The sequence below is a fragment of the Paenibacillus sp. P22 genome (assembly GCF_000469945.2).
Classification (GTDB): domain Bacteria; phylum Bacillota; class Bacilli; order Paenibacillales; family Paenibacillaceae; genus Paenibacillus_O; species Paenibacillus_O humicus.
The window spans coordinates 1-24729 of sequence record NZ_CBRA020000217.1 but is presented as its reverse complement, the minus strand read 5'-3'; the positions used below and the strand labels follow the sequence as shown (position 1 = coordinate 24729).

Genomic DNA, 24729 nt, shown 5'->3' with positions numbered 1-24729 from the left:
GTCTCGCTTCCCGTCCCTCCGCTGCCTGGCGTCGACGTTGGGGTCGGCGTCGGGGTCGGCGTTGGAGCCGGGGATGGCGTTGCGCCGCCCGATCCATTGCCCGAGGAAGCATCGTTCTGATACAGATACACGGACTTGGACGGAGAGTCGTAGTAGACCTCGAGCCCCATGTTCTCGCTGATGAAACGAAGCGGAACCATCGTCGTGCTTGTCGAGCCAGCACCCATAATCTTGGCAGGAGTCGGCAATGCGACCGAAAGGCCGTTTACCGTAGCAATCTTTTTGTTGATGGTCAACTCAATCATGCTTTTGCCGTTATGTATGCTTACCTGCTTTGCCGCCTTGTCCCAATTGACGTCAAAACCCATCCCCTCGGCTACCGTCCGAATCGGAATATACGTCGTATCCTTCTCGATGCGGGGCGCCGATGCCGACTGAAGCTCCTGGCCGTTCAAATACAGCTTGGGAGTCTTCGAGGCGGCGGATGCGGATCCTGCGAACGCGGTTACGAACAGAGCCAAAAACACCAGCATCATTGCAGCTTTCTTCATCATTCACCTCTAGAACCTGGATTGACCCTTCCTTCACGCAGCCGGCGGCTCCGCTGTCATGAAGTCAGGCAGAAAATTAGACGCCGTTCGCCAAGCAAAGTTGCGAAAAAAAGGGAACCTTGCCACCTTTTTTTTTCGTCAAAAAGGGTTGACTTTTGAAGGTCCCCTATGATTCATTCCGCGAACCAAACAGGCCGTCCCCTGCCTGGGGACGGCCTGTCGCCGCCTTGAAGCCATGCATGCAGACACCGATGGCGAACCGGCTCCGCTCCAACTATCAATACAATCCCAGGTACTCCTTGATTCCGTCCGCCAGCGCCTGGGCGATCCGGTTCTGGCTCTGCTCGTCGAACAGAACGGCCTCGTCCCTCAGGTTGGTCAGGAATCCCGATTCCGTAAGCACGGCCGGCATCGCCGATTCCTTGATGACGACATAGGCGGCCGTCTTCACCTTCCGGTCGGGCAAGCCGGTTGCGGCGATGAGATGCTTGTGCACGATATCCGCCAGCGCTTTGCTGTCAGGCCGGTAATAATAGGTTTCCGTTCCCGTAGCGGTGTTCGGTACTTCCAGGGAATTCGCGTGGATCGACAGGAAGAGGTCGGCGCCGAGCCGGTTGGCGAATTCCGCTCGCGGCTTCAAATCGATGGTTGCGTCGTCCGTACGCGTCATGATCGGCTGAATGCGCGGCTCGGCGGCGAGCAGAGCGTTCAGCTTGAGAGCAACCGTCAGATTGAACGTCTTCTCCAGCTTGCCGGATAGGCTTATCGCCCCGGGCGCGCTTCCTCCATGGCCCGCATCGATGACGACCTTATAGATGCGGTCGCCGGAAGGAGTCGCGGGAGCGGAGGGAACCGTCTCCCCCGCCCCCAGCAGGCTCAGCTGGATCAAGCCTTCGGATTTGAGGAGGGTATAAGTGACCGCTGGCGCGACATCCCATACCACCCTGACCGTCGTCGGCTGATCCGTCAAATAGGCATATCTGATTTTGTTCAAGAGAGGTCCGTCCACCGTCAGTTCGCCGGATTGGCTGGAGCCGGCCTGGATGCCGAACGAGTCCGCGAACGAGGAAGCCGGCATATCCAGGACGATCCGGTCCGGACCCGTCATGAGGAACGGTTCCGCTGCCGCAACGGTGCCCTGGTAAGCTATCGTTGTCGTGCCGATTCCGTCATACAGGATCGAGGTGACGGAGCCTGCGGCAGTCGCGGTCGATCCGGAGCCGCCTCCAGCCTGGCCTGAAGACCCGCTTCCTCCCGGCTGCGAGGAGCCCGGACCGGAAGCCGCCCCGCCTTGAGGAGTGCCGTTCTGGCTGTCCGCCGGAGCCTGCTCTCCCTTTTCAGCCGCATAGGACTGGTATAAGTACACGGATTTGGCTGGAGCGTCGTAATAAACCGTGAGGCCCATATTCTCGCTGACGAAACGGAGCGGCACCATCGTCGACGCGCTTGCCGGCGTCCCCATGATCCGCGCCGGAACCGGAAGCGCAGCCTCCTGGCCGTTCACCAGCGCCGTCTTTTTGTCGATCGTGAGCTCTATGGCGCTCATGCCGTTATGGATGCCGACTTTTTTGGAAGACTTGTCCCAATCGACGTCAAAGCCCATTCCTTCGGCGACCGTCCGGATGGGAATATAGGTCGTATCCTTTTCTATCCTGGGACCGGCCGATTTCAGCTCCGTTCCGTCCAAATAGAGCTTGGGAGCTTTCGCCGCAGCGGAGGAATGTCCCGGAACCGATGCCAGGAGCATGGCTGCCAGCGCCAGCAGCGTTGCTGTTTTCTTCATCTTCCACCTCATGTATCTGGATTGTCCTTCAAGCCTGCTGCTTCTATGTCTCGGGCTTGAATGCCGAACAGAGAAGTAGACGCATTCCATCGGATAATGTTGCAAATTCTGGGTCCATTCGCCAATTTTTTATTTCTTCTCTTTCCAGGCAGAGGCTTTCTCTTTTCGACGGGGGTCAGAAATGGAGAACAGCGTCCATAATGAGGGGCAAATGGTCGGAAGCCTCCCTTTCCGTCCAGGCCTGCACCGATGTCTCTCCCCATCGGGCCGAATGGTTGAGGAGCAAGTAATCAATTTGGCAGAGCGGCTTGGTTGAAGGATAAGTCGGAATTCCCAGTCCTCCCGGAGCGGCCCTCCATTCGCCGTTCTGCAGCTCCTGCAGCACGCTGCTGCCTGGCATGGCGTTGAAGTCTCCCCCCAGCACAGCGGGAGCTCCGCGCCACAGCTTGGAGGCTTGCCGTATTGACAGCGCGGAATCCAGCTGGCAGCGCTCGCTGCCGTAATCCAAATGGGTTGCGATCAAATGAAGCTCTTGCCGGGCCTCCGGGTCGGATGAAAGCTCCGCCCTGCACACCAGCGCGGAGCGGGGCTCCTCCCCGGGCAGCTCCAGCAGCGCCAGCCGCCGAAGCGGATAGCGCGACAGGATTCCGTTCCCGTATTCGCCGCCATCCAGATCGATGGACCGGCCGAATTCTGCATGAGGGAGACCCGTCAGCTCTGCCAGTCGCTTGATCTGGTCGGCTCCGCCGCTCCTGGACACGAATCGGTCCACTTCTTGAAGAAAAACGACATCCGGGCCGGCATCGGCAATGACGGCTGCCGTCCGCTCGATGTCTATCGATGCGTCCATTCCCATTCCATGCTGGATATTGTAGGTCATGAAGCGGATGGCGAGGCTCTCGGCTGCTGTCTCCGGCAAGATGACGATCCCTCCTTAGTTGAGTTTTATGTTTGTTCTACTGGCCACGCTTCCCGGTATTTATAGTAGAATAAGTTGAATCAGACAAGGAGAAAGGAAATGGAAATGAAATCATTTTACGAAAAGCTGTTTCAGAACTACTGGAATCCCTATCTCGTTATGGCGCTGGCCGGCGTTCTCAGCGCGCTGTATTTTGGAATCACGCATACGGTGTGGGCGGTCACGGGCGAGTTCACGCGGCTCGCAGGGCATATGATGGCGCTGTTCGGGGCCGATGTCTCGAACTGGGCCTACTTCAACCTTATCGGCATGAAAGGGACAACCTTTACCCGCACCGACGGCTGGATCGTATGGGGGATGTTCGCCGGCGCCCTCATTATGGTGCTTCTGAACAGCAACTTCAAAATTACCGTGCCTCGGCAAAAACGCCGCTGGCTGCAGGCGTTCGCCGGCGGCATCGTAGCCGGATTCGGAGCCCGGCTGGCGCTCGGCTGCAACCTGGCCGCCTTTTTCACCGGCGTGCCCCAATTCTCGCTCCATGCCTGGATGTTCATGATCGCCACGGCTGGCGGCACCTTCCTGGGAGCCAAGCTGGTGGGCATGTCCTGGTGGAAGGGCAAGCCGGTCGTAACGAAAGGCGCGATCGCCCGGAAGGCCGCGAAGCCTTCGGCCGTTCAGCCGATTCTAGGAGGCGCCGCAGCAGCAGGCTATGCGGGCTTGGTCGTTTATTTCTTTGCCAGCGGACATAAGATGCTTGGCGTCGCCGCGCTGTTCGGCGCCCTGTTCGGCATCCTGATCGAACGCGCCCAGATCTGCTTCACCTCGGCGTTCCGCGACTTGTGGATCAGCGGGCGCGCCACGATGACCAAAGCCATCATCGTGGGCATGGCCGTCAGCTCCGTTGCAACGCTCGCCATCATTCTGCTGAACGGCATGGAGCCCATTACGAAGGTAGCCGGGCTGAGCACCCTTGTCGGCGGGATGCTGTTCGGCCTCGGCATCGTCATGGCCGGCGGCTGCGAGACGGGCATGATGTATCGGCTCATGGAAGGCCAGATCGTCTTCCTGCCCGTGTTCATAGGCAACGTCATCGGCGCCGGCGCACTCGCATACGCGTGGGACCATCTCGGCGTCTACAACGCGCTTGTGAAGAGCGGCTCCAAAATCAGCCTCATCGATGCCATGGGGCCGGGAGCGGCGCTTGCTGCAACCTTGATCGTCCTCGCGGCCGCGTTCATCGTCGCCGTGTATTGGCAGAAGCATTACCGGTTCAAAAACGGCTTCAAGAAAGGAGCGGCCGCCCATGTCGCAAAAACAACCGCCAACCGTTGACTATACGCTTGATGTCCGAGGGGAATCCTGTCCTTATCCGGTCATCTATACGCTGGAAACGCTGACCCGGCTCCAGAAGGGCCAGCTGCTGCAGGTGGTAGCCGATTGTCCCGCCTCGTTCCGGAACGTTCCTGAAGAAGTCGTCAAGCATGGCTACAAGATGGAAATGGAGCCGGAAAAAAACGGCCGCGAGCTTGTGTTCTATATCAGGGCTTGACGAGGTCTGCTGCCAGGCTTGTCCGACAGCTTCATCGGTGATTCACAGTAGCTGGAATGGATAGGAAACCGTCTCTCTGGAATGGCAGGCCGCGCGGCCATTCCCATTAGAGCCGGTTTCTTTGCGTCTGCCGAAACAAAAAAAGGACTGTCCCTAGTCATGATATGACGGATGGGACAGCCTCTATGGTCCATAGTCCACGCTTATGCAGGACATTGGTTCCGGTGTCTGCTGGGAATCGCCGAAAGGGTTGTAGTCAATAAGAACGGGCCGTTCATTGACAGACACGGCCTGGCCATTCGGACGCCTCCGGACCGGCTTTAAGCGAATGCGCCTTGGCGTCGCTCCTCGTAAGCGGTGATTTCATCCGCATGCTTGAGTGTCAGGCCGATGTCGTCCAGTCCTTGCAGCAGGAACTGGCGTCTGTGCTCGTCGAGCTCGAACGGAATGCGGAGCCCTTGATTGTCCGCGATCGTCTTGTTCTCCAGATCCACAGTCAGCTCGTAGCCTTCGGTCGCAGCGGTGCGCTTGAACAGCTCCTCGACCTGCTCCTCGCTCAGCTTGATCGGAAGAATGCCGTTCTTGAAGCAGTTGTTGTAGAAGATATCGGCGTAGGAAGGCGCAATGACTACCTTGTAGCCGTAATCCTGGATCGCCCAGGGAGCATGCTCGCGGGAGGAGCCGCAGCCGAAGTTGGCGCGGGAAATCAGCACGGAAGCGCCCTTGTAGCGCGGCTTGTTCGGCTCGAAGTTCGGGTTCACGTTGCCCTCTTCGTCGAATCTCCACTCATAGAACAAATACTGGCCGAAGCCGCTGCGCTCGATGCGCTTCAGGAACTGCTTCGGGATGATGGCGTCGGTATCCACGTTGACGCGGTCGACGGGGGCTACGATGCCCGTAAAGGTCTCAAATGCTTGCATGTTCGGTACTCCCCTTTTCTAGGCAGGCGCCTGACTTCTAGTTCGCCACTTCCTGATTGATCTTCCAGTCGCGCACGTCCGTGAAGCGGCCCTTGATCGCAGCCGCGGCCGCCATGGCAGGGGATACGAGATGCGTGCGTCCGCCGCGTCCCTGACGGCCTTCGAAATTGCGGTTCGACGTCGAGGCGCAGCGCTGTCCCGGCTGCAGCACGTCCGGGTTCATCGCGAGGCACATCGAGCATCCCGCCTCGCGCCACTCGAAGCCGGCTTCCGTAAAGATGGCATCCAGCCCTTCCTTCTCCGCCTGCATCTTGACGCGGCCGGAGCCCGGCACGACGATCGCGGTCACGCGGTCGCTGACCTTGTAGCCCTTGGCGATCTCGGCCGCGGCCCGCAGATCCTCGATGCGGCCGTTCGTGCAGGAACCGATGAACACATAGTCGATCGGAATCTCCGCCATCGGCGTGCCCGGCTTCAGATCCATGTATTCCAGCGCCTTCTCGGCCGCTTTGCGCTCGTTCTCCGTCGGGAGCTCCGCCGGATTCGGAACGGCAGCCGTAATGTCGGTGCCCATGCCCGGGCTCGTGCCCCAGGTTACTTGCGGTATGAGGGCGTCGACGTCGAACTCGAGCACCGTGTCGTACTCGGCGCCTTCATCGGAAGCCAGGTCGCTCCAGGCGATGACCGCTTTGTCGAAATCCGCCCCTTGAGGCGCGTATTCCCGGCCCCGCAAGTAGTCGAACGTCGTCTGGTCGGGAGCGATCAGTCCGGCGCGGGCGCCTGCCTCGATGCTCATGTTGCAGACGGTCATGCGCTCTTCCATGCTCAGGCTGCGGATGGATTCGCCGGTATACTCCAAAACGTAACCGGTCGCGAAGTCCGTGCCGTACTTGGCGATGAGGCCGAGAATCATATCCTTCGCGGTGACGCCGGGACGGCGGCTTCCGACGAAGCGGATTTCCATCGTCTTGGCCTTGGATTGCTGCAGGCACTGGGTCGCCAGCACATGCTCGACCTCGCTCGTGCCGATGCCGAACGCGAGAGCTCCGAATGCGCCGTGCGTCGACGTATGCTGTCGCCGCATACGATCGTTTTGCCCGGCCAGGTCAGGCCGATCTCCGGTCCCATGACGTGCACGACGCCTTGGTCGATGTTGTTCAGGTCGAACAGCTTGACGCCGAAATCCTCGCAGTTTTTCGTGAGCGTGTCCACCTGCTGCTTGGAGATCGGATCCTTGATGTTGAAGCGGTCCTTCGTCGGCACGTTGTGGTCCATCGTCGCGAACGTCCGGTCCGGACGGCGCACCTGGCGTCCCGAGAGGCGCAGGCCTTCGAACGCTTGCGGGGAAGTGACCTCATGCACGAGATGCAGATCGATATAGATGATGCTCGGGCTTCCTTCTTCCGAATGGATGACGTGATTGTCCCAGATCTTTTCAAACATTGTACGCTTCGCCATGCGAATCACCCCGTATAAGTTCAGTAGACTGCCATTTCACTGCCGTTAATGATTGAATCCAGCATACCTGCTTTTCCTTGATTGTTCCAAGATATAATATCTATAATAGTTATAGGTATAGATAATAATCAAAGGGGGATGGCAGCAAATGGAGCTCCGCCAGCTGCAATACGTCATTCAAATCGCAAAAGAACTCAATTTTTCCCGGGCCGCCGAAAAGCTCCATATCGCCCAGCCTTCGCTGAGCCAGCAGCTGTCCAAGCTGGAGAAGGAGATCGGCGTCCTGCTCGTCCGCCGCACGACGAACTCCGTCGAGCTTACCCATGCCGGCGAAGTGTTCGTCGACAAAGCCCAATCCATCCTGGGCAGCATCGAGCAGCTGCGGACGGAGATGGAGGATATGGCTCATATGAAACGAGGCCGGCTCGTCATCGGCAGCCTTCCGATCACCGGCTCCCATATCCTCCCTATCGTGCTGCCGGAATTCGGAGCCGCCTATCCGGAGATCGAAATCGTCCTCGTCGAGGACACGACGGCCAAGCTGGAGCAGCTGGCCGCCAGCGGACAGACGGATATCAGCCTCCTGTCGCTGCCTCTGATCGATTCCACGCTCGTCTATCAGCCGCTCATCCGGGAAGAAATCTCCCTTGCCGTTCCGCCCAGCCACCGCCTTGCCGGCGAGAAGGCTCCCGTAAGCCTGGAGACGCTGTCGGAGGAGCCCTTCATCGTGTTGAAGAAAGGCCAGGGCTTCCGCCAGATCGCGCTCGATCTGTGCGCCGGCGCCGGCTTCCAGCCGCGCATCGTCTTTGAAAGCAGTAATATCGAGACCGTGCAATCCCTCGTGGCGGCCGGTATGGGGCTTGCGTTCATCCCGGACATGATCGCCCGCGGAGCGCGCAGCGAATTCATGCCGAGCTATTGCTCCATTCAAGGAAGCCCTTCGAGAACGCTCGTCATCGCCAGCCGGAAGGGACGTTACTTGTCGAAAGCGGCGGAAGCCTTCATCGATACGATGAAGGCTGCGGTGAGCAAGCATTACAAGGAAGGATTCCGTCAGTAGAGGGAAGGCCTGCGGTCTTCGAACACGGGTATCCGAGTGCGCACCTCGTCCACGAGGCCGAGGTCGATGTCGGCCACGAGGAGGGCCTCCTCCTCCCCGCCTTCCACAAGGATCTCACCCCATGGATCGATCACCATCGAATGGCCGAAGAAGACGTCTTTGCCGCTCGCTCCTGTCCGGTTGCAGGCGACCACATACATCTGGTTCTCGATCGCGCGTGCCGTCAGAAGCGTTCTCCAGTGATGCAGGCGCGGATGCGGCCATTCGGCCGGCACGAACAACACCTTGGCGCCCGACAAGGCAAGCTTGCGCGCCAGCTCGGGGAAGCGGATATCGTAGCAGATCATCATGCCGGCCTGCTCATCCTGGAGAGGGAACAGTCCCGGCTCGCTTCCTGCGGACAAATGCTTTTCTTCCTCCATCAGGCGGAAAAGATGGATTTTCGAATAGGAGCCGGTCTCTTGGCCGTCGCGGCCGAACGCGTAGACCGTGTTGTAGACTTCTTCGCCTCGCTTCTCGGCGACCGAGCCGGCGACGACATGGATGCCCGTGCTTCGGCTGAAATCCGAGATCAGCTTGCGTGTCCGGGCTCCGCCTGGATCGGCCAGTTCCTGAATTTGCTGAAGGGCGTAGCCTGTATTCCACATTTCCGGCAGCACGAGCACATCAGGCTTCGGACTCAGCTCCGAAGCCTCGCGCAGTCGCTGTTCGACGAGACGGTAATTGGCTTCGGGATCACCGGCATGCACGGGAATTTGCAGAAGGGCGATGCGAAGTTTGGCAGAAGATTTCTCCATGGGCTGGTACCTCCGGACGCGGCAGGGCCGCCTCAAATTGTCTTTTCTATGATACTTCCTCATGGAAGTCTGTCAAGTTGGACAGCTTAAAGGCATCCCCTTCAACTGGAAGAGACCAATGGAGGTATCCCATGTTCCGACCGTCAAGCCTCGCCGCAATCGCTCTGCTCGCCGTGATGGCCTTTTTTGGCGGGACCGCCTTGGCGGTGGCGCCAGCATCGTCTCTGGAAGCTTCAAAACCGCTTCCTCCCCTATCTTCGGGAGGAGCGCGCCCGGTTCAGATTTTTGATGTAGCGGCCGGCCAGGTCGTCCGAACGCTGGCCAATTCGGCCGAATTCCAGGCCGTTGCCCGGCAATGGCTTCACGATGTCCAAGGAATGTCGCCGAACTTCACGCCGGACGACCGCTGCGGCTACGTGTTCCGGATCCCGCTCAAGGAAGTGCGTAAGGTGCAGCTCGAGAAGGCCGGCTTCGAGGTCCAGGAAGTGTTTCTGTTCTACTGCCGCGGCAAAGAGCCGGAAATGCTGGCCTTCGATTGGAAGAACAAGCCCTATTTGCTTCGCGTCAATACCGATGTGCGGCCTTTCCTAGCCTTGGCGGGCTTCGAGCCCAAGTCCTGATCGAGATATCCGGTTATTCCGGGAAGGATTTCTCGACATGCCGCAGCCTCTCTGATACCATGGCTTCATACAAGCGGCGGCTGCGGCTATGCCGGACCGTCCCGAAGCATATTGAATTGGAGTGACCGCACATGACCAACCCCATCGGCAGCCGCGCGCTGATCGATATTCAGCCTGCCGAGCGGCTGCAAGGGCTGCCTGAACAATTTTTCGCCAAGCTGGTCGGCAAGGCGAACGCCCAGGCGGCCAAAGGCCGCGACGTCATCAACCTGGGCCAAGGCAATCCCGATACGCCGACCCCCTCCCATATCGTGGAAGCGATGCAGAAGGCATCCGCCGATCCCAAGTATCACAAGTATCCTCCCTTCCGCGGCTTTCCTTTCCTGAAGGAAGCGGTCGCGAAGCGCTATAAGGAGGATTATGGAGTCGAGCTTGATCCCGAAACGGAAGTCGCCATCCTGTTCGGCGGCAAGACCGGGCTCATCGAGATCAGCCAGTGCCTGCTCAATCCCGGCGATCTGTGCCTTGTGCCGGATCCGGGCTACCCCGACTATTGGTCCGGCGTTTCGCTCGCCGGCGCGAGGATGTCGTTCATGCCGCTGCTGGAGAGTCACGCATTCCTGCCGGATTACAGCCAGGTATCCGAAGAAGACCGCCGTGACGCCAAGCTCATGTTCATCAACTACCCGAACAATCCGACCGGAGCGGTGGCGACGCCGGAATTCTACAAGCAGACGGTTGAATTCGCCGCCGCGAACGGCATCGTCGTTTCCAGCGACTTCGCTTACGGCGCTCTCGGCTTCGACGGCAAGCGGCCGGTAAGCTTCCTGCAGACTCCCGGCGCCAAAGAGGTCGGAGTCGAGTTCTACACCCTCTCCAAAACGTACAACATGGCCGGCTGGAGAGTCGGCTTCGCGCTTGGCAACCGCACGGTCGTCGAGCTGATCAATACGATTCAGGACCACTATTACTGCAGCCTGTTCGGAGGCATCCAGGAAGCCGCTTCCGCCGCCCTGACAGGATCGCAGCAGTCGGTGGCGGAGCTCAACGCCCTCTATCAATCCCGCCGCGAGGCCGTCTTCTCCGCGCTGGACGAAATCGGCTGGAAGGCTGCGCGTCCGGGCGGCTCCTTCTTCTGCTGGCTGCCCGTCCCGGACGGCCATACTTCGGAATCGTTCGCGGATTTGCTTCTGGAGCAGGCCGACGTCGTCGTCGCTCCCGGCATCGGCTTCGGCACGCATGGCGAAGGCTACGTGCGGCTCGGGCTGCTGAGCAGCGAAGAACGGCTGAAGGAAGCGATCCTCCGGATCGGCAAGCTGGGCTTGTTCTCTTAGGGAGGACGGTCCGCCGCTTTACAGCAGCAAAGAGGCATGGTATTCTAAGTGCAACTGAAAACCGACATTCGCAATGAAGGGAACCGCCAGGCGTCACAGCGGCGCGCCAGAGAGTAGCCTCCATCGGCTGGGAGAGGCTATCGTGCCGTATCGCCTGCACCCATCCCGGAGCGGCCGGCGACGAGCCGGACAGCGCCCTCTGTTACAAGGGTCCGGAGTGGGACGGCATTCATGCCGCCCAAGCGAAGGTGGTACCGCGGAAGCATAGGCTTTCGTCCTTTTTGAGGACGGAAGCCTATTTGTTTTTCGCCCAGCTTCAGGTTGATTCACAAGAACTGCACGGATAGACAGGAGGTTCGGGGGATGCCGAAGGAAAGAATCATCGTCAAGATCGGTAGCAGCTCGCTGACGAGCCCCGAGGGCGGACTCAATAAAGAAAACATGGTTTTTTACGCCGGAGAGCTGGGCAAGCTTCATGCTCAGGGCCACGAGGTGCTGCTGGTCACTTCCGGCGCTGTCGCAGCCGGCTTCAGCGTCATCGGGTACAAGTCGCGTCCCAGGCTGCTCCATGAAAAACAGGCGGCCGCAGCCGTCGGCCAGGCGCTGCTCATGCAGGCCTATCAGGAAGCCTTTGCGACCGGAGGCGTCACCTGCGCGCAAGTGCTGCTTACCCGCCACGATTTCAGCAGCCGCGACCGGGGGCGCAACGCCATGATGACGATCGAGGAGCTGCTGCGCCAGCGGGCCGTTCCCGTCATCAACGAGAACGACACCGTTTCGACCGACGAGCTGAAGTTCGGGGACAACGACATGCTGTCGGCGCTCGTCGCGAATCTCGTAAAGGCTCGCAAGCTGATCATTGTCACGGACACGGACGGCCTCTATACCGCCGATCCCCGCCATAATCCGGACGCCCGCAAGATCGAGCGCGTCGAGGAAATCACCGGCGAGCTCATGAGCCTGGCCGGAGGCGCCGGCTCCGCCGTCGGCACGGGAGGCATGCGCTCCAAGATCGAGGCGGCCCGCATCGCGATGCGCGGCGGAGTGCCGGCATTCGTCGGACGGGTATCGGAGCCGGGAGATCTGGTGCTCGCGGCCGAGGGACGCGGCAAAGGCACCTATTTCACCTCCCGCGAGCATAGTCTTCCCGTAAAGAAGCAATGGCTCGGGTTCCACTCCATGCCCTCCGGCAGCATCAAGGTCGACGAAGGCGCTTGTAGCGCTCTTGTAGCGGGCGGCAAAAGCCTTCTTCCTGCCGGCGTGACGAATGTCACCGGCGACTTCCACCCCGGCGATGTCATCGAGGTGCAGGACCGGGACGGCTCGCTGGTCGGCCGCGGCATCGTCAATTATGCCGCCTGGCAGCTTCGCGCCGTCGCCGGCCTCGGCTCGGAGGAAGCGAAGCGGCGCATCGACGTGCAGCGGATCGAGGTTATTCATCGCGATGAGTGGATTACGCTGAAATGAACCGTGCCAAATTCGGAACGCTGCGCGGAGCCATCCTCTTGAACGCTGCGCGGGCCGGCCATCCTCCGATCGCTGTTGCTGATGTATTCTCTGAATTTTTTGGGTCAGCGGTCAGAATACATCAGCAAAGGCGAACGCTGGCGCTTCTATGGATTGGCCGGCTCGCTACGCTGGGATTATCAGATGGAGGAACCGCTTCGCGGAGACTCAGACGGCCTCTGTCCGCTAGGCTGTCGCGAATTCGACGCCGCTTGACGCGTGTATAACGCTGTTTTGACAAAAGTAACGCAGCATAGCGAAAAAATAACGAAGCTTAACGTGAGTCAACGCGAACTGACTCGCAAGTAACGCCGCTTTACCCGCTGCATGGCCAGCGGAACACTTCAAGCCGACTGTATGCCGCAGCTTCGCACTTCAAGCTGACTGCAAGCGAAGGCAGCATATCTTGGCTGCGCAGCGAGCATAGCGCCACGGCCCGCGCAGTGTGCCAGCCGGATCTGGAGAAGCGACAGCGGTCGCCTTTTCCGGAGGATTCCTTCCCTTGAGCATGAGAATCAGGGAGTTCGACGGGAACAGCGATCGGAAGATCGGCTACACGCGCAGCGGTTCTCTTCAAGCCGACTCTGCGTGAAGCGGCGCACTTCAAGCCGACTCTGCGCGAAGCGGCGCACTTCAAGCCGACTGCAAGCGAAGCGGCAGCATATCTTGCCTGCGCAGCGAGCATAGCGCCACGGCCCGCGCAGTGTGCCAGCCGGATCTGGAGAAGCGACAGCGGTCGCCTTTTCCGGAGGATTCCTTCCCTTGACCATGAGAATCAGGGAATCCGACGGGAACAGCGATCGGAAGATCGGCTGCACGCGCAGCGGCGCTCTTCAAGCCGACTGCAAGCGAAGCGGCAAGCACAGCTTGCCCTGCGCAGCGAGCATAGCGCCATGGCCCGCGAAGCGTGCCAGCCGGAACTGGAGAAGCGACAGCGGTCGCCTTTTCCGGAGGTTTCCTTCCCTTGGACATGAGAATCAGGGAATTCGACGGGAACAGCGATCGGAAGATCGGCTGCACGCGCAGCGGCGCACTTCAAGCGGACTGCAAGCGAAGCGGCAGGCGCATCTTGCCCTGCGAAGCGGCAAGCAAACGCAATCCCGAGCTGCAGCCCTAAACTCGAAAGGAGAATGAAACATGACGATAGAGCAAAAAAAACGCCGCATCCGAAGCGGCCGTCAAAGCCTCGCTCGCAAAGCAAGCCGCCCGAAAACTGGGCAGCCTGGCCACGGCCGAGAAAAACCGGGCATTGGAGGCGATGGCTGCCTCGCTGATCGCGGAAACGGACAGCATTCTGGAGGCCAATGCCCTGGATCTGGAGCGCGGACGCGAAGCCGGCACCGCCCCTTCCCTGCTCGACCGGCTCGCTCTGAATGCCGAGCGGATCGCAGCGATCGCCCAAGGAGTCCGGGAGGTCATCGCCCTTGGAGACCCCGTCGGAAGGACCGTGCAGACGATACAACGCCCGAACGGGCTCCACATCGAGCAGGTGTCCGTGCCGCTCGGCGTCATCGGCATGATCTATGAAGCCCGTCCCAACGTCACGGTGGACGCCGCGGCCCTTTGCCTGAAAACCGGCAACAGCGTCGTTCTTCGCGGAGGAAGCGCCGCCCTCCAAACGAACCGGCGCGTCGTGGAAGTGCTCCGCGGAGCGCTGCAAGCGACAGCCGTGCCGCCGGAAGCGCTCCAGCTGATCGAGGACCCGAGCCGCGCATCCGCGGACGCCATGCTCAAGCTGAACGGCCTGCTCGACGTCATCATTCCTCGCGGCGGCGCGGCTCTGATCCGCAATGTCATCGAGAACGCCACCGTGCCCGTCATTGAGACGGGGGCAGGAATCTGCCATACTTATGTCGATGCGGAAGCCGATCAAGCCATGGCGGCCTCCATTGCCGTCAATGCCAAAGCCCAGCGTCCATCCGTCTGCAACTCCATGGAGACGCTGCTCGTCCACGCCCGCTATGCCGAGCGCGGCCTGGCTCCTCTTGCTGCAGCGCTTGTCGAAGCCGGAGTCGAGCTGAAAGGCTGCGACGAGGCTCGCCGCTTAGCGGGGAGCGCGGTCGAGATGGCGTCGGCCGGCGAAGCCGACTATGCGACGGAGTACAACGACTATATTCTCAACATTCGCGTCGTGGACAGCTTGGACGAGGCGCTGGACCATATTTCGCGGTACGGCACCCGCCATTCCGAGTGCATCGTGACGCCCGATGCCGATGCCGCAGGACGATTTCTGAATGAAGTGGACGCCGCGGCCGTCTATCACAACGCCTCCACCCGTTTCACGGACGGCTTCGAATTCGGCTATGGAGCCGAGATCGGAATCAGTACGCAAAAGCTTCATGTACGGGGACCGATGGGTCTGCCGGCGCTTACATCGACGAAATACCGCATCCAGGGCACCGGCCAGATCAGAGGCTGAAAGCCGTCAAGGACCGTTAAGGAGGACGACTAGTTTGAATTCACCATTCCCAACCTCGGCGGGAGCTCCCGCCGCATTCGCCCAGCCGGAAACGCTTAGCTACTGCTTCTTCGGAGCCGGCTCCATGGCCGAAGCCGTCGCCCGCGGCATGATATCCCGCGGACTGTGCGGAGCCTCGCGCATCGGCATGTTCAACCGCAGCGGCGGCTCCAGGCTGACCGAGCTCCGCTCGGCTTACGGCGTTCTGACCGCCGACACTCCGGAGGAGAAAGAGGCGATGCTGGCCGGCGCAGACGTCATCGTGCTCAGCATGAAGCCCAAGGATGCCGAGGAAGCTCTGCGCTCCATCTCCCATCTCATTGACGGCAGCAAGCTGATCGTCTCCCTCATCGCAGGCTTGTCGATCCGCACGATCCAGGCTCTGCTCGGGACGAAAGCCGCCGTCGCCCGAACGATGCCCAACACGTCCAGCACGATCGGCCTCGGCGCGACGGCGCTGAGCTATTCGCCCGAGACGGACACAGAGCAGCGGGCGGCCGTGGAGCAGCTGTTCCGCTCGATCGGCCTCATCACGGTCGTGGAGGAGCGGCTGCTGGAAGCCGTCACCGGCTTGTCAGGTAGCGGACCAGCCTATTTGTATTATATTATGGAAGCCATGATTGAAGCCGGGATGGAAATGGGACTCGACAGCGAGTCCTCGCGCGAGCTCACCGTGCAGACCGTGCTCGGCGCCGCCGAAATGATGCGGGCGACCGGCGAGCGGCCGGCCGAGCTGAGGCGCAAGGTGACCAGCCCGAACGGCACGACTCAAGCGGCGATCCAGCTGATGCAGGAGCATCGCGTCGCCGAATTTTTCAAGGCCGGAATGAAAAAGTCCGCGCAGCGTGCGGATGAGATCGGCCGCGAGATCGAAAGGAGCGTTCTTGGTGAACGAGAGCAAACGTAACATCGCCATTCCAGGCATGTGCACCGCCCTTTACCGTGTCCATGACGACAAGGCGGATTTCAGCAAAAAAGCGGACTCCATCGCCGTAGGCTTGACGGTCGGCAGCTGGACCGATCTTCCCGACGCACGGAAGGCCGAAATGGAAAAGCATCTGGGACGCACGGTCTCCATCGACGTCCATGAGGGCGACGGCACGCCGGGATCGCGCTATGCCGATATCCGGATCGCCTATCCCGACATCAACTTCAGCCGGGACATTCCCGCCCTGCTCGTCACCGTGTTCGGCAAGCTGTCGATGGACGGCCGCGTGCGGCTGCTCGATCTCGATGTGTCCGAGAGCTTCCGAAGCGCCTTCCCCGGACCGAAGTTCGGCATCGAAGGCGTGCGGGAGCTGCTCGGCGTCCATGACCGGCCGCTGCTGATGAGCATTTTCAAGTCGGTCATCGGCCATGACCTGAAAGGACTGGAGGAGCAGTTCTACCAGCAGGCGCTCGGCGGAGTGGATCTCATCAAGGATGATGAAATCCTGTTCGAGAACGAGGAAATCGGCATCCGCCGCCGTGTTGCCGTCTGCATGGAAGCCGCTCGCAGAGCGTCGGAGCATACCGGACAGAAGCTGCTGTATGCCGTCAATCTGACCGGACCGACTTCCAAGCTCGCCGAGCAGGCGCGCACCGCAATCTCGGAAGGCGCCAACGCCCTGCTGTTCAACGTTCTTTCCTACGGCTACGACGTTCTTCACGAGCTGAGCAGCGATCCGGACATCAACGTGCCGATCGCGGCGCATCCCGCGCTGGCGGGCGCTTTCTATCCGTCCCCGCACTATGGAATCTCCGCTTCGCTGCTTCTCGGCAAGCTCATGCGGCTGGCAGGCGCGGACCTGGTTCTCTTCCCGTCACCGTACGGCTCCGTCGTCATGCCGAAGCAGGAGAACATGGCGATCAAGGAAGCGCTGCTTGATCCTGCTCCTCCGGCAAGGACAAGCTTCCCCGTGCCGTCTGCCGGCATCCATCCGGGACTCGTGCCGCTGATTCTGAGAGACTTCGGAAGCGAAGTCGTCGTGAACGCAGGCGGCGGCGTCCATGGCCATCCGATGGGAGCGGCGGCCGGCGGCCGCGCATTCCGCCAGGCGATCGACGCGTCGCTGGAGGGAGTGTCTCTCCAGGAAGCGGCCTCCGCTTCCGGACGAGAAGAGCTTGCCGCTGCCATCAAGGCCTGGGGCGTTCGCGAAGGCTGACTTTCCGTTCCGCCGAAATGGCCGCCCCTTCAAGAGGCGGCCATTTCGGCGTAGAGAAGAAGACAAGCATGTGGTATGCTTTCTTCTTGTACAGGCTTGAAAGGCTTTGCCGTATTTGCCGTGCGAAGCCCATTGCCTGGAGTCGAAAGCAGAGGGCTGCCCGAGGCATCCTTCTCTTCGAGAACAATCCCGCATGAAAGAAGGCTTGTCTTCATGACCTCATCCTTAACCGAATCCGGCTTCCCTGTCTCCTCGAGCGCCGAGGCAGCCCGCAGGCCGGTTATTTTCTGCGACTTCGACGGCACGATAACGGAGAACGACAACATCATCGCCATCATCCGCCGCTTCAATCCCGAAGGCTGGGAACAGATCGCCCAGGATACCATCGACCAGCGCAAGTCGATCAAGCAGGGCGTCGGCGAGATGTTTCGCCTCCTGCCTGCCGCGCTCAAGGACGAGGTGATCGACTACTCGATCTCCAATGCCGTCATTCGCGCCGGCTTCCAGGAACTGCTCGACTACTGCAAGGCGGAGAATATCGAGTTTTTCGTCACGAGCGGAGGCATCGACTTTTTCGTCTATCCGCTGCTGTCCCGCTTCGGCATTCCGGAAGACCACATCTACTGCAACAGCAGCGACTTCAGCGGAGAGAACATCGAGATTCTCTGGCCGCACAGCTGCGATGAGGAATGTCCGAACGGACAGTGCGGCATGTGCAAAACAGCCGTCATCCGCCGCTTCGCGGCCGACAAGCACGACCGGATTCTGATCGGGGACAGCGTGACCGATTTTGAAGGCGCCAAGCTGGCCGATCTCGTCTTCTCCCGCTCCCATCTCACGACCAAATGCCGAGAGCTTGGTCTTCCGCATGTGGAATTCACGACTTTCCACGACGTGGTCGCCAGTCTCAAAGAGCGGCAGCAACTTCAGAAAGCAGGTGAACGGCCATGACCGATTACATGGATTCCCCGATTACACTCGAAGAGAAGCAGAGAGCTTTCGCCGATCTCTCCGAAGTGAAGGAGCTGTTCGCCGGACGGGGCTGGTTCCCCGGTACGAGCGGCAATCTGTCCGTCCGCGTAGGCGAATTCAATCCGGGGCGCTTCCAGTTCGCCGTCACGGCGAGCGGCAAGGACAAGTCCAAGTCCACGCCGGAAGACTTCCTGCTCGTGGACCAAAACGGAAAGGCCAGCGAAGCGACCTCGCTCAAGCCTTCGGCGGAGACGCTGATCCACTGCGAGATTTACCGTCTCACCGGCTGCGGAGCGATTTTCCATATCCATTCCGTCTACAGCAATCTCGTCTCGGAATATTTCTGGGAGCGCCGGAGCGTTCCGGTTACCGGCGTCGAGCTTATCAAAGGGCTCGGCATTTGGGAGGAAGAGGCGCATATCGACATTCCCATCGTGCCTAACTACGCCGATATTCCCCGCATCGTGCCCGAAGTAACGGATCACTTGAATCCGCGCCTGCCGGGCATCCTGCTGCGCAAGCACGGCATCTACGCCTGGGGAGCAAACGCATTCGAGGCCAAGCGCCATCTGGAGTCGTTCGAGTTTCTGTTCGAATACGTCTACCGCTGGGAACTGCTGAACAAAGGGCGTTCCTAAACCCAAGCCGCATCCGATGAAAATGAAAAAACGGCCGTCCAGCGAGCGAAGCTCGGTTTGGACGGCCGTTTTTTCGATGGATGGCGCCGGTCATAGCGGCTGGATATGTCCGGGGGCAAGCACCATCCGGAGCAAATGATCGGGATTCAGCAGCGGGATATTCTGCTCGTCGCTCGCGTGCAGGATCATGGATCCGCTCATCGCCGTCAGCAGCCCCGAGATAAGCAGGTCCGCGTCATCGCCGGCGATTTCGCCGGTTCGCTGGCCTTCGAGAAACAGCGGCCTGAGCCTTTCGACAAACCAGAGGATGGAGTAATCCCCGATGATCATCCGCGCCTCCTCGGGGACCCCTTCCGAAGCCCGCGTCTGATGAATCAACAGGAAGGACAGCCGCGCCTCCTCCGTCATCGCATCCTGAAGAAAATGCCTCAGCTTGCCGGTCACGGTCCCGGGATGGTCCAGCATGTCCCCGACTCCTTGGCTCGCTCCTTCCATCGCCCTGCGCACCAGCTCGGTGAACAGCTCATCCTTGGACTTGAAATAGTGGTACAGCAGGCCGTGGCTGATGCCTGCTGCTGCCGCAATCATGCTCATCTTGGTCAGCGCAGGACCGCGACGGGCGAATACGCCCAGGGCGGCCGCGAGAATCTGCTCCCTGCGCTCGTCGCGAATCTGGTTAAGCTGGTCTTCGTTGTAAGGAGCCATGCGTCTTCGACCTCAATCCGACTAATGCCTGTTTTTCCTAACCTTACCCTAATCCTTCATGAGGAGCAATCATCTGTTTGCTTCCGCATGGCTTCCCGGGTGGAACACGGGAAAGCTCCGCTCCAGGAAACATCCCAATGTCTCTCCATCGTCCAGCTGCTTCTCCAGCCAGGCCTCCTGCTTGCAGCGGCTTACAACCATTCGGACCGCCTCCTCTCCGAATAAAGCCGAAGGCGGCAGATCCAGGCCCTGAACGCCCATCATCAGGCCGAACAGCTCCATGTCCCCGCCCTGCAGCGCCTGCCGGCGCACAATGTCGAGGTATTCCTGGCAAAAACGTATGCCCCGTCCGGAGAGGGAGCCTTCATAGGTCACGCCCGGCCATCTCAAGTCCGCGACGACAATCGTCCACCAAGCCGGAAGAATGATTTTGCCGAAACGCTGCTGAAGATGAAGCTCCCATCTCGGATCGCTCTCCCTGCCTGCTTCCTGCAAGGCTTTCCCCATCTCCATCGCCTCCGCAGCCGCAACGGAAATTCCTTGGCCGTAAATAGGATCGAAGCTGCAGATCGAATCCCCGATCGCGAGCAGCCCGGACGGCCACTCCGGCATCGCCCCGTACGGATTCAGCCGGCATTCCGGCACGCGGAACCCTCTCGGATTGCCGACCGGCTCGAGCTGGGCGAGAATTTCCGCGAGCATCGGATGAATCAGCTTGGCCGCAGCTGGTTCGTACCTTGCCGGATCCACCGGCGGGTAATGCCCTCCGGCGCCGTAAATCGTCGTCTCCGCCAAGCCGCCCTCGATCGGGCTGAAGACGCCCGAGCCTTCGGCAAGCGACGGATCGCCTTCGATAAGAACGGTGCTGTAGCGGTCTTTCAAAGACTCCGGGATGCGGTAGTACCTGGTGCTGTAGGCAAGCCGCGTGTGCAGGATTTCCGTATCCGGTTTTCCGCAGCCGAGCTCTTCCAGCCATGCAGGCAGACGTGAATAACGTCCGGAGGCATCGACAACGAGAGCCGCTTCGAGGTCCCGGCTGTCGCTGCACCGCTTTTCCTTTACCTTGGCTCCCGTAACCGCAAGCTTATTCCCCTTCTTCCGTGTCAGCAGGGAAACCGCTTCATGGCCTTGAAGCACCTGAATTCGCGGCTCGGCCGCCACTCTGCGCCGGATGACCCATTCCAGCAGAGGACGGGAACAGCCTTCATCCTTCTCGTATGGAAACTGCAGCGACGCAAGCGGGGAGATCAGATGCATCTCTTTCCCTTCGCGTTCATAGGCTCCTTGGGCAAGCAGATCCTCCCTCCAGCCGGGAAATAGAGTTTCCAAAACGCCTTTGCCGAGATGCTGCAGCCGATGCGGATGATGATCCTGAGGCACTCCGGGCCGATTCGCCGGGCGGTCCTGGAGCTCATCCCGCTCAATGACGATGATTTCCCCGTAATGGCCGGAAAGCACCTTCGCCGCCAGCAAGCCGGCCATGCTTCCTCCGATGACTATCGCTCTTGAACCGGCTTTGACATTCGATTCCGTCAGCCGATCTTCCGATTCCCCGGGCAAGCTCACTTCCTTCATTTTCTCCACTCCTTGGTTTTGATTGATTAATTCAGTCAATTTTAATTCAAAAAAATAGGAGCGCTTTGCTTGCCCATCCCGGTTTGAAAATGGGGAACTTTATAGTTGATTGACTCATTCCGTCAACAAAAATATAACGATTCTTTCTTTGTCCTGTCAACCCGTTTTTTCCTCTTGCTTGAAGCCGCGGCGCTGCTCCATTCCTGTCCGCGGATTCAAGCCGTTCCATTCAGGTTTTACGCTTCCACACTCGCAGAGGGCCAAGCTCCTGCCAACCGGATTGCCGAGCGGCTCTCAAATTGCCGTCTCGTTCATATCCGACCAGGTCGACGCCAGGATAAGCTCGGGAAACGATTGGCGCAAAGTCCGGCCATGCGGAACGCCCTGTCTCCCACACATTGGATATTCCCACCACATCTGCTGCGCATGTTGCAATGAACCCAGCGCTTGTCCCATCTTCATCATGCATGAACAGCTTCACTTCCTGACGCTCCATCGCTTCTGGATGAAGCACCGATGCTAAGCCTGCCGCCTCGACCCAGAGCTCAAAATCCGCAGCAGAGGACACTACCCGCCAGCCGGCGGCAATCGGTGCAGACTTCGAAGCCGCCGGATGAAAGATCCAGCTTGCGTCAAACAGGATTTCATACCCGCAAGAAAAAAGGTCAAGAGAAGCGAAGCTGTCCTTGATGAAAGTTCTTTTCCGGTCTTCGGCATGCAGTTGTGCTGCCGAAGGGTCTATATGGCTGGCCAACGTTATCATGTCCGGGTAAAAAGCCGGTGCTGGAGTACTTGTCAGCCACACATCCCCTGTGCAGCCATGCTCGATGCCGTGGGCATCGCATACGATTCCGCACCAGACCGCATTGTTCCGAACGGCTTGCCTCCATCTCTCCATTCGAGCAGCCTCCCGCATGTTCTTCCCTTCCATGTGCGCCTCAGGCAAACCGGGTCCATGAACGCAGCGTCTTCGCTACATCCGCTCCGTCGACAATCATTGACTCCATGTCCTCGTTGATCAGCTGACGGGAAGAGTTCCACTTTTCATTCAAATAAAAGCCGCTCGGCTGCGCATGCTGAAGCTCCTCCAGATAGCGGGACCAGATTCTGTGCTCGTGCAAGCCTCTCTCTTCCGCCTGGCTTCGGGAAATCGGCAGCGGCCACGAATGGCTGTCGACGAGATAATGCCGGAGGAAATCCCATGCCAAGCCAGGATGCTGGGATTTGCCCGTTATGCCGGCTCCGCCCATATAGATCATATTGCCGTTTCTTCCTTCCGCCAATCGCGGCAGCCTTGCCACCCCGAATCGATCGTCGATGCCGTGGTGGATCAGATCCCCGGCAAACCACATGAAGCCGAAAATCATGGCAAAGCCTTCATGAAGCTGCCCGGCAGCGGATGGCTCCTTCGGCTTGCGGATAATGCCATGCACCCGGTAGGCGTCGATTATATTTTGCATGGCCCCGATGGTTGCGGGGCTGTCCACATACCCGCGTGCTGTCCGGCCATCCGGAGACAAATATGTTCCGCCATTTCGGAAAACAAACGGCTCATACCATTCGATGTCCACGCCGATGCCGAAGCCGAACTGGACCGCCACACCGTCATCGCCTCGGATCGTCAGCTTTTTGGCCGCTTCAACGAATTGTTCCCAGGTCCAGTCATCCTCCGGGTAAGGCAGGCCCGCCTTGTCGAACATCTCCTTGTTGAACACGAGCAGCGGAACGCTCATGTCGACGGGAAGTCCGGGCAGCGTGCCGTTATGACGGGCAATCGCCAGCGGCCCCGAATAAAGATCCGCCTCCATCCCCGACTGCTCGATATATGGATTCAAGTCGACGAACATCCCCTCGCGGTTGAACAGCGCCCAGCCTCCCGATTCGATGATGTCGGGCGCTTCGTCCGACCGGTAAGCGCGGAGCGACTCGAAATGATCGGCCGACTGCTCGATGACGACCTCAACCTCCGGATAAAGCTGTTCGAACGATTCCTTGGCTGCCGCAAGCCGCTTCAAATTCGTAAATTCGGTCATGAATCTAAGCTTCCTCATCTTCTCCATCCCTCTCCTCGATCCGTCGCTTCCATGCTTGTTCCATATAGCCCACGGCGGCGCTTTCGAACCGCTTCGCTTTCCTCAACAGGGAGATGCAGCCCTCCCGCAAGCCGGGCGGCATCACTTCCGCCGTTTTGACGAAAGGAACCTGGAGGCTCAGTTCTTCCAGCGCCAACGCCGTCTGCTCATAAGCCTCCGATGCCAGCAGGGCCATCCTCATGGCCTCCCCGCGCAGAGGAGCCGCTCGCAAGTACTCCCCCGCATACCGCTTCGCCTCGGCATAGGCCGCTGCAAGCTGGCCCATGCCGTACCGGTTCGGCGCCGTGTCGGGATCGGCCAGATGGCGGATCCAGGCATCGTAGGCGGCCAGCCCCGTTGCATAGCTCAAATACGACGTTCGAGGACGATAGCGCGATCCTTCGTTGGCAAAAGAAATCCCATAGCGGACAGCATGCGCAAACCGGCGTTCCGCCTCGCTATCTGCCGCCGGCCTGCTGACCGGGCTGCGGTTTCCTTTCCGTGAAAAAGCAGCCAGAAACCGGATCGGGTTGTCAGCCACATCTTCGTACGCAAGCATTTTTCCCGTCGACTGTACGGGGTCGGTCACATGCACGATTCGGCGCTTATCGTCGTAACCGTAGATGACCGACCATTCATGGATGAATGGCCGGGAAGCCAGCGTGTCGAAATAGAGCACAGGCAATCCCGCGTCGATTCGGCTGCGGATGAACGGCAGAACCGCCTCCTCGATCGGCAGGACGACCGGGAAGCTCTCCACGGCCCCCAGCAGCGGTACCGGGGAATCGGCCAGCTGCCCGCAGCAAAATGCCGTCTCGTACTCGTATTCTGCCATCAGCTCTTGTATCGACGACCGCCAATCGAAGATGTAAAGCCCGTCCGAGAATGTCGTCTTCTCCGAAATGCTCATGCGGAAAGCCAGCCCGGAAGTTCCCATCAGTTCCGCGCCGCTCCTCGGCTCTCCATTAGTCCTGAGGATTCGCCCTAGACTGCTTGCAAGCGTGAACAGCTTGGGCTGGTCTCCTTCCCCTGCCGCAAGCTCAAGCAGCTTGCCGTTCTCCATTCCAGCACCTCTCTTCGCATCCGGCATCAGGCCGAGAGAAGCCCGGATATGCTCCTGGCGCAGCTTTTGCCTGGAACGGTGAATGTACGTATAGATGGATCCGGTCGTCATCCCGTACATCCCGGCGATTTCTTCCGGACGGTGCTGCCGGAAAAAATAAGCGGTGAAGATTCCTCTTTCCTTGCCGCTCAGGCAGTGGAGCAGCGCATGGATCGTTTCGTATGTTTCCTTGCGGAGCAGCAGCGCGGCCGGATCCTGGCTGGAAGCCGCTTCCTGGCTAGCCCGACCGGCCAAGCGGGACAGAATGCTGTCGAGATCATCCCAGTCAGCGGCAGCAGCGTCCCTGCCGCCGGGAGCTGCAAGAGAGTTGAACGGCCTTTCCTTGCGATACGGCCCTCCCCGGCGCAGCTTCATGTTGGCCTGGTTGCGGACGATCCGGTAAAACCACGGCAGCAGCCGGCTCGTATCGGCAAGCGTCCCAAGATGAAGGAAGGCGCGGATGAGCGCATCCTGCACGACATCATCGGCCATATGCGCGTCACCCGTGAGCCGCTCCGCCAACCCCCGCGCCTTGTGCCGGTGCCGCTCGAACAGCTCGCCGAAAG

General features: G+C 59.9%; 21 protein-coding genes and 2 pseudogenes. 12 read left to right on the top strand and 11 right to left on the bottom strand.

Annotated features, from left to right (window positions below; all coding sequences use genetic code 11):
- From BN871_RS23385 to BN871_RS23375, 3 genes are all read right to left on the bottom strand, one after another.
- Nucleotides 1-536, bottom strand: a 536-nt coding sequence (locus tag BN871_RS23385; protein ID WP_198158093.1) for a copper amine oxidase N-terminal domain-containing protein, incomplete at its 3' end; no start/stop codon positions are given.
- Between the two features lie 292 nt (nucleotides 537-828).
- Nucleotides 829-2334, bottom strand: coding sequence for an N-acetylmuramoyl-L-alanine amidase (locus BN871_RS23380; protein ID WP_048749260.1), 1506 nt, complete (start codon nucleotides 2332-2334; stop codon nucleotides 829-831).
- Between the two features lie 175 nt (nucleotides 2335-2509).
- On the bottom strand, nucleotides 2510-3253 hold the full coding sequence (locus BN871_RS23375; protein WP_048749257.1) for an endonuclease/exonuclease/phosphatase family protein: 744 nt from the start codon (nucleotides 3251-3253) through the stop codon (nucleotides 2510-2512).
- Nucleotides 3254-3358: 105 nt separating this feature from the next.
- On the opposite strand from BN871_RS23375, the gene yedE reads away from it, so the two are divergent.
- Both yedE and yedF read left to right on the top strand, forming a co-directional pair.
- Complete coding sequence (gene yedE, locus BN871_RS23370; protein ID WP_048749271.1) at nucleotides 3359-4585, top strand: selenium metabolism membrane protein YedE/FdhT; 1227 nt, start codon at nucleotides 3359-3361, stop codon at nucleotides 4583-4585.
- A complete protein-coding gene (gene yedF / locus BN871_RS23365; RefSeq protein WP_021879363.1) occupies nucleotides 4557-4802 on the top strand; it encodes a sulfurtransferase-like selenium metabolism protein YedF in 246 nt (81 codons plus the stop codon). Before yedE ends, yedF begins: the two co-directional genes overlap by 29 nt.
- A gap of 320 nt (nucleotides 4803-5122) precedes the next feature.
- Here the strand turns inward: yedF and leuD are convergent, their stop codons facing one another.
- Nucleotides 5123-5722: a 3-isopropylmalate dehydratase small subunit gene (leuD, locus tag BN871_RS23360; RefSeq protein ID WP_021879364.1), complete on the bottom strand. Its 600-nt coding sequence runs from the start codon at nucleotides 5720-5722 to the stop codon at nucleotides 5123-5125.
- Between the two features lie 37 nt (nucleotides 5723-5759).
- Nucleotides 5760-7180: pseudogene (gene leuC / locus BN871_RS23355) on the bottom strand (3-isopropylmalate dehydratase large subunit).
- A gap of 148 nt (nucleotides 7181-7328) precedes the next feature.
- Between leuC and BN871_RS23350 the strand changes: the two are divergent.
- Nucleotides 7329-8240 carry a LysR family transcriptional regulator gene (locus tag BN871_RS23350; RefSeq protein ID WP_048749254.1) on the top strand — a complete coding sequence of 304 codons (912 nt, stop codon included), beginning with the start codon at nucleotides 7329-7331 and terminating at the stop codon, nucleotides 8238-8240.
- On the opposite strand, the gene BN871_RS23345 is transcribed toward BN871_RS23350, so the two are convergent.
- A complete protein-coding gene (locus BN871_RS23345; protein ID WP_048749252.1) occupies nucleotides 8234-9037 on the bottom strand; it encodes a carbon-nitrogen family hydrolase in 804 nt (267 codons plus the stop codon). The genes BN871_RS23350 and BN871_RS23345 overlap by 7 nt on opposite strands.
- 131 nt (nucleotides 9038-9168) lie before the next feature.
- Between BN871_RS23345 and BN871_RS23340 the strand changes: the two genes are divergently transcribed.
- From BN871_RS23340 to mtnB, 9 genes and pseudogenes are all read left to right on the top strand, one after another.
- Nucleotides 9169-9657, top strand: coding sequence for a hypothetical protein (locus tag BN871_RS23340; RefSeq protein WP_021879368.1), 489 nt, complete (start codon nucleotides 9169-9171; stop codon nucleotides 9655-9657).
- A 131-nt stretch (nucleotides 9658-9788) separates the two neighbouring features.
- Nucleotides 9789-10991, top strand: coding sequence for a pyridoxal phosphate-dependent aminotransferase (locus BN871_RS23335; RefSeq protein WP_021879369.1), 1203 nt, complete (start codon nucleotides 9789-9791; stop codon nucleotides 10989-10991).
- 363 nt (nucleotides 10992-11354) lie between these two features.
- On the top strand, nucleotides 11355-12458 hold the full coding sequence (gene proB, locus BN871_RS23330; protein WP_048749251.1) for a glutamate 5-kinase: 1104 nt from the start codon (nucleotides 11355-11357) through the stop codon (nucleotides 12456-12458).
- A gap of 1003 nt (nucleotides 12459-13461) precedes the next feature.
- A complete protein-coding gene (locus tag BN871_RS27995; protein WP_021880713.1) occupies nucleotides 13462-13614 on the top strand; it encodes a hypothetical protein in 153 nt (50 codons plus the stop codon).
- A 30-nt stretch (nucleotides 13615-13644) separates the two neighbouring features.
- Nucleotides 13645-14916: pseudogene (locus BN871_RS23325) on the top strand (glutamate-5-semialdehyde dehydrogenase); the annotation flags it as partial.
- 34 nt (nucleotides 14917-14950) lie between these two features.
- Nucleotides 14951-15862: a pyrroline-5-carboxylate reductase gene (gene proC, locus BN871_RS23320; RefSeq protein WP_232313284.1), complete on the top strand. Its 912-nt coding sequence runs from the start codon at nucleotides 14951-14953 to the stop codon at nucleotides 15860-15862.
- Between the two features lie 7 nt (nucleotides 15863-15869).
- Entirely contained in the window at nucleotides 15870-17099 is a 1230-nt protein-coding gene (locus BN871_RS23315; protein ID WP_157060374.1) for a 2,3-diketo-5-methylthiopentyl-1-phosphate enolase, read from the top strand.
- Nucleotides 17100-17312: 213 nt separating this feature from the next.
- Entirely contained in the window at nucleotides 17313-18050 is a 738-nt protein-coding gene (locus BN871_RS23310; protein ID WP_048749249.1) for a 2-hydroxy-3-keto-5-methylthiopentenyl-1-phosphate phosphatase, read from the top strand.
- Nucleotides 18047-18709 carry a methylthioribulose 1-phosphate dehydratase gene (gene mtnB / locus BN871_RS23305; protein ID WP_021880709.1) on the top strand — a complete coding sequence of 221 codons (663 nt, stop codon included), beginning with the start codon at nucleotides 18047-18049 and terminating at the stop codon, nucleotides 18707-18709. The genes BN871_RS23310 and mtnB overlap by 4 nt, the downstream gene beginning before the upstream one ends.
- A 90-nt stretch (nucleotides 18710-18799) precedes the next feature.
- Here the strand turns inward: mtnB and BN871_RS23300 are convergent, their stop codons facing one another.
- The 5 genes from BN871_RS23300 to BN871_RS23280 form a co-directional block, all read right to left on the bottom strand.
- Complete coding sequence (locus BN871_RS23300; RefSeq protein WP_021880708.1) at nucleotides 18800-19414, bottom strand: TetR/AcrR family transcriptional regulator; 615 nt, start codon at nucleotides 19412-19414, stop codon at nucleotides 18800-18802.
- A gap of 69 nt (nucleotides 19415-19483) precedes the next feature.
- A complete protein-coding gene (locus BN871_RS23295; RefSeq protein ID WP_048749248.1) occupies nucleotides 19484-20989 on the bottom strand; it encodes an NAD(P)/FAD-dependent oxidoreductase in 1506 nt (501 codons plus the stop codon).
- Nucleotides 20990-21218: 229 nt separating this feature from the next.
- Nucleotides 21219-21887: a hypothetical protein gene (locus BN871_RS23290; RefSeq protein ID WP_048749246.1), complete on the bottom strand. Its 669-nt coding sequence runs from the start codon at nucleotides 21885-21887 to the stop codon at nucleotides 21219-21221.
- Between the two features lie 40 nt (nucleotides 21888-21927).
- The gene (locus BN871_RS23285) at nucleotides 21928-23022 is read right to left on the bottom strand and encodes an extracellular solute-binding protein (protein WP_048749244.1); all 1095 of its coding nucleotides are present in this window, start codon (nucleotides 23020-23022) and stop codon (nucleotides 21928-21930) included.
- A 4-nt stretch (nucleotides 23023-23026) separates the two neighbouring features.
- Nucleotides 23027-24729: RNA polymerase sigma factor (locus BN871_RS23280; protein ID WP_048749242.1), on the bottom strand; the 1703-nt coding region annotated here is incomplete at its 5' end.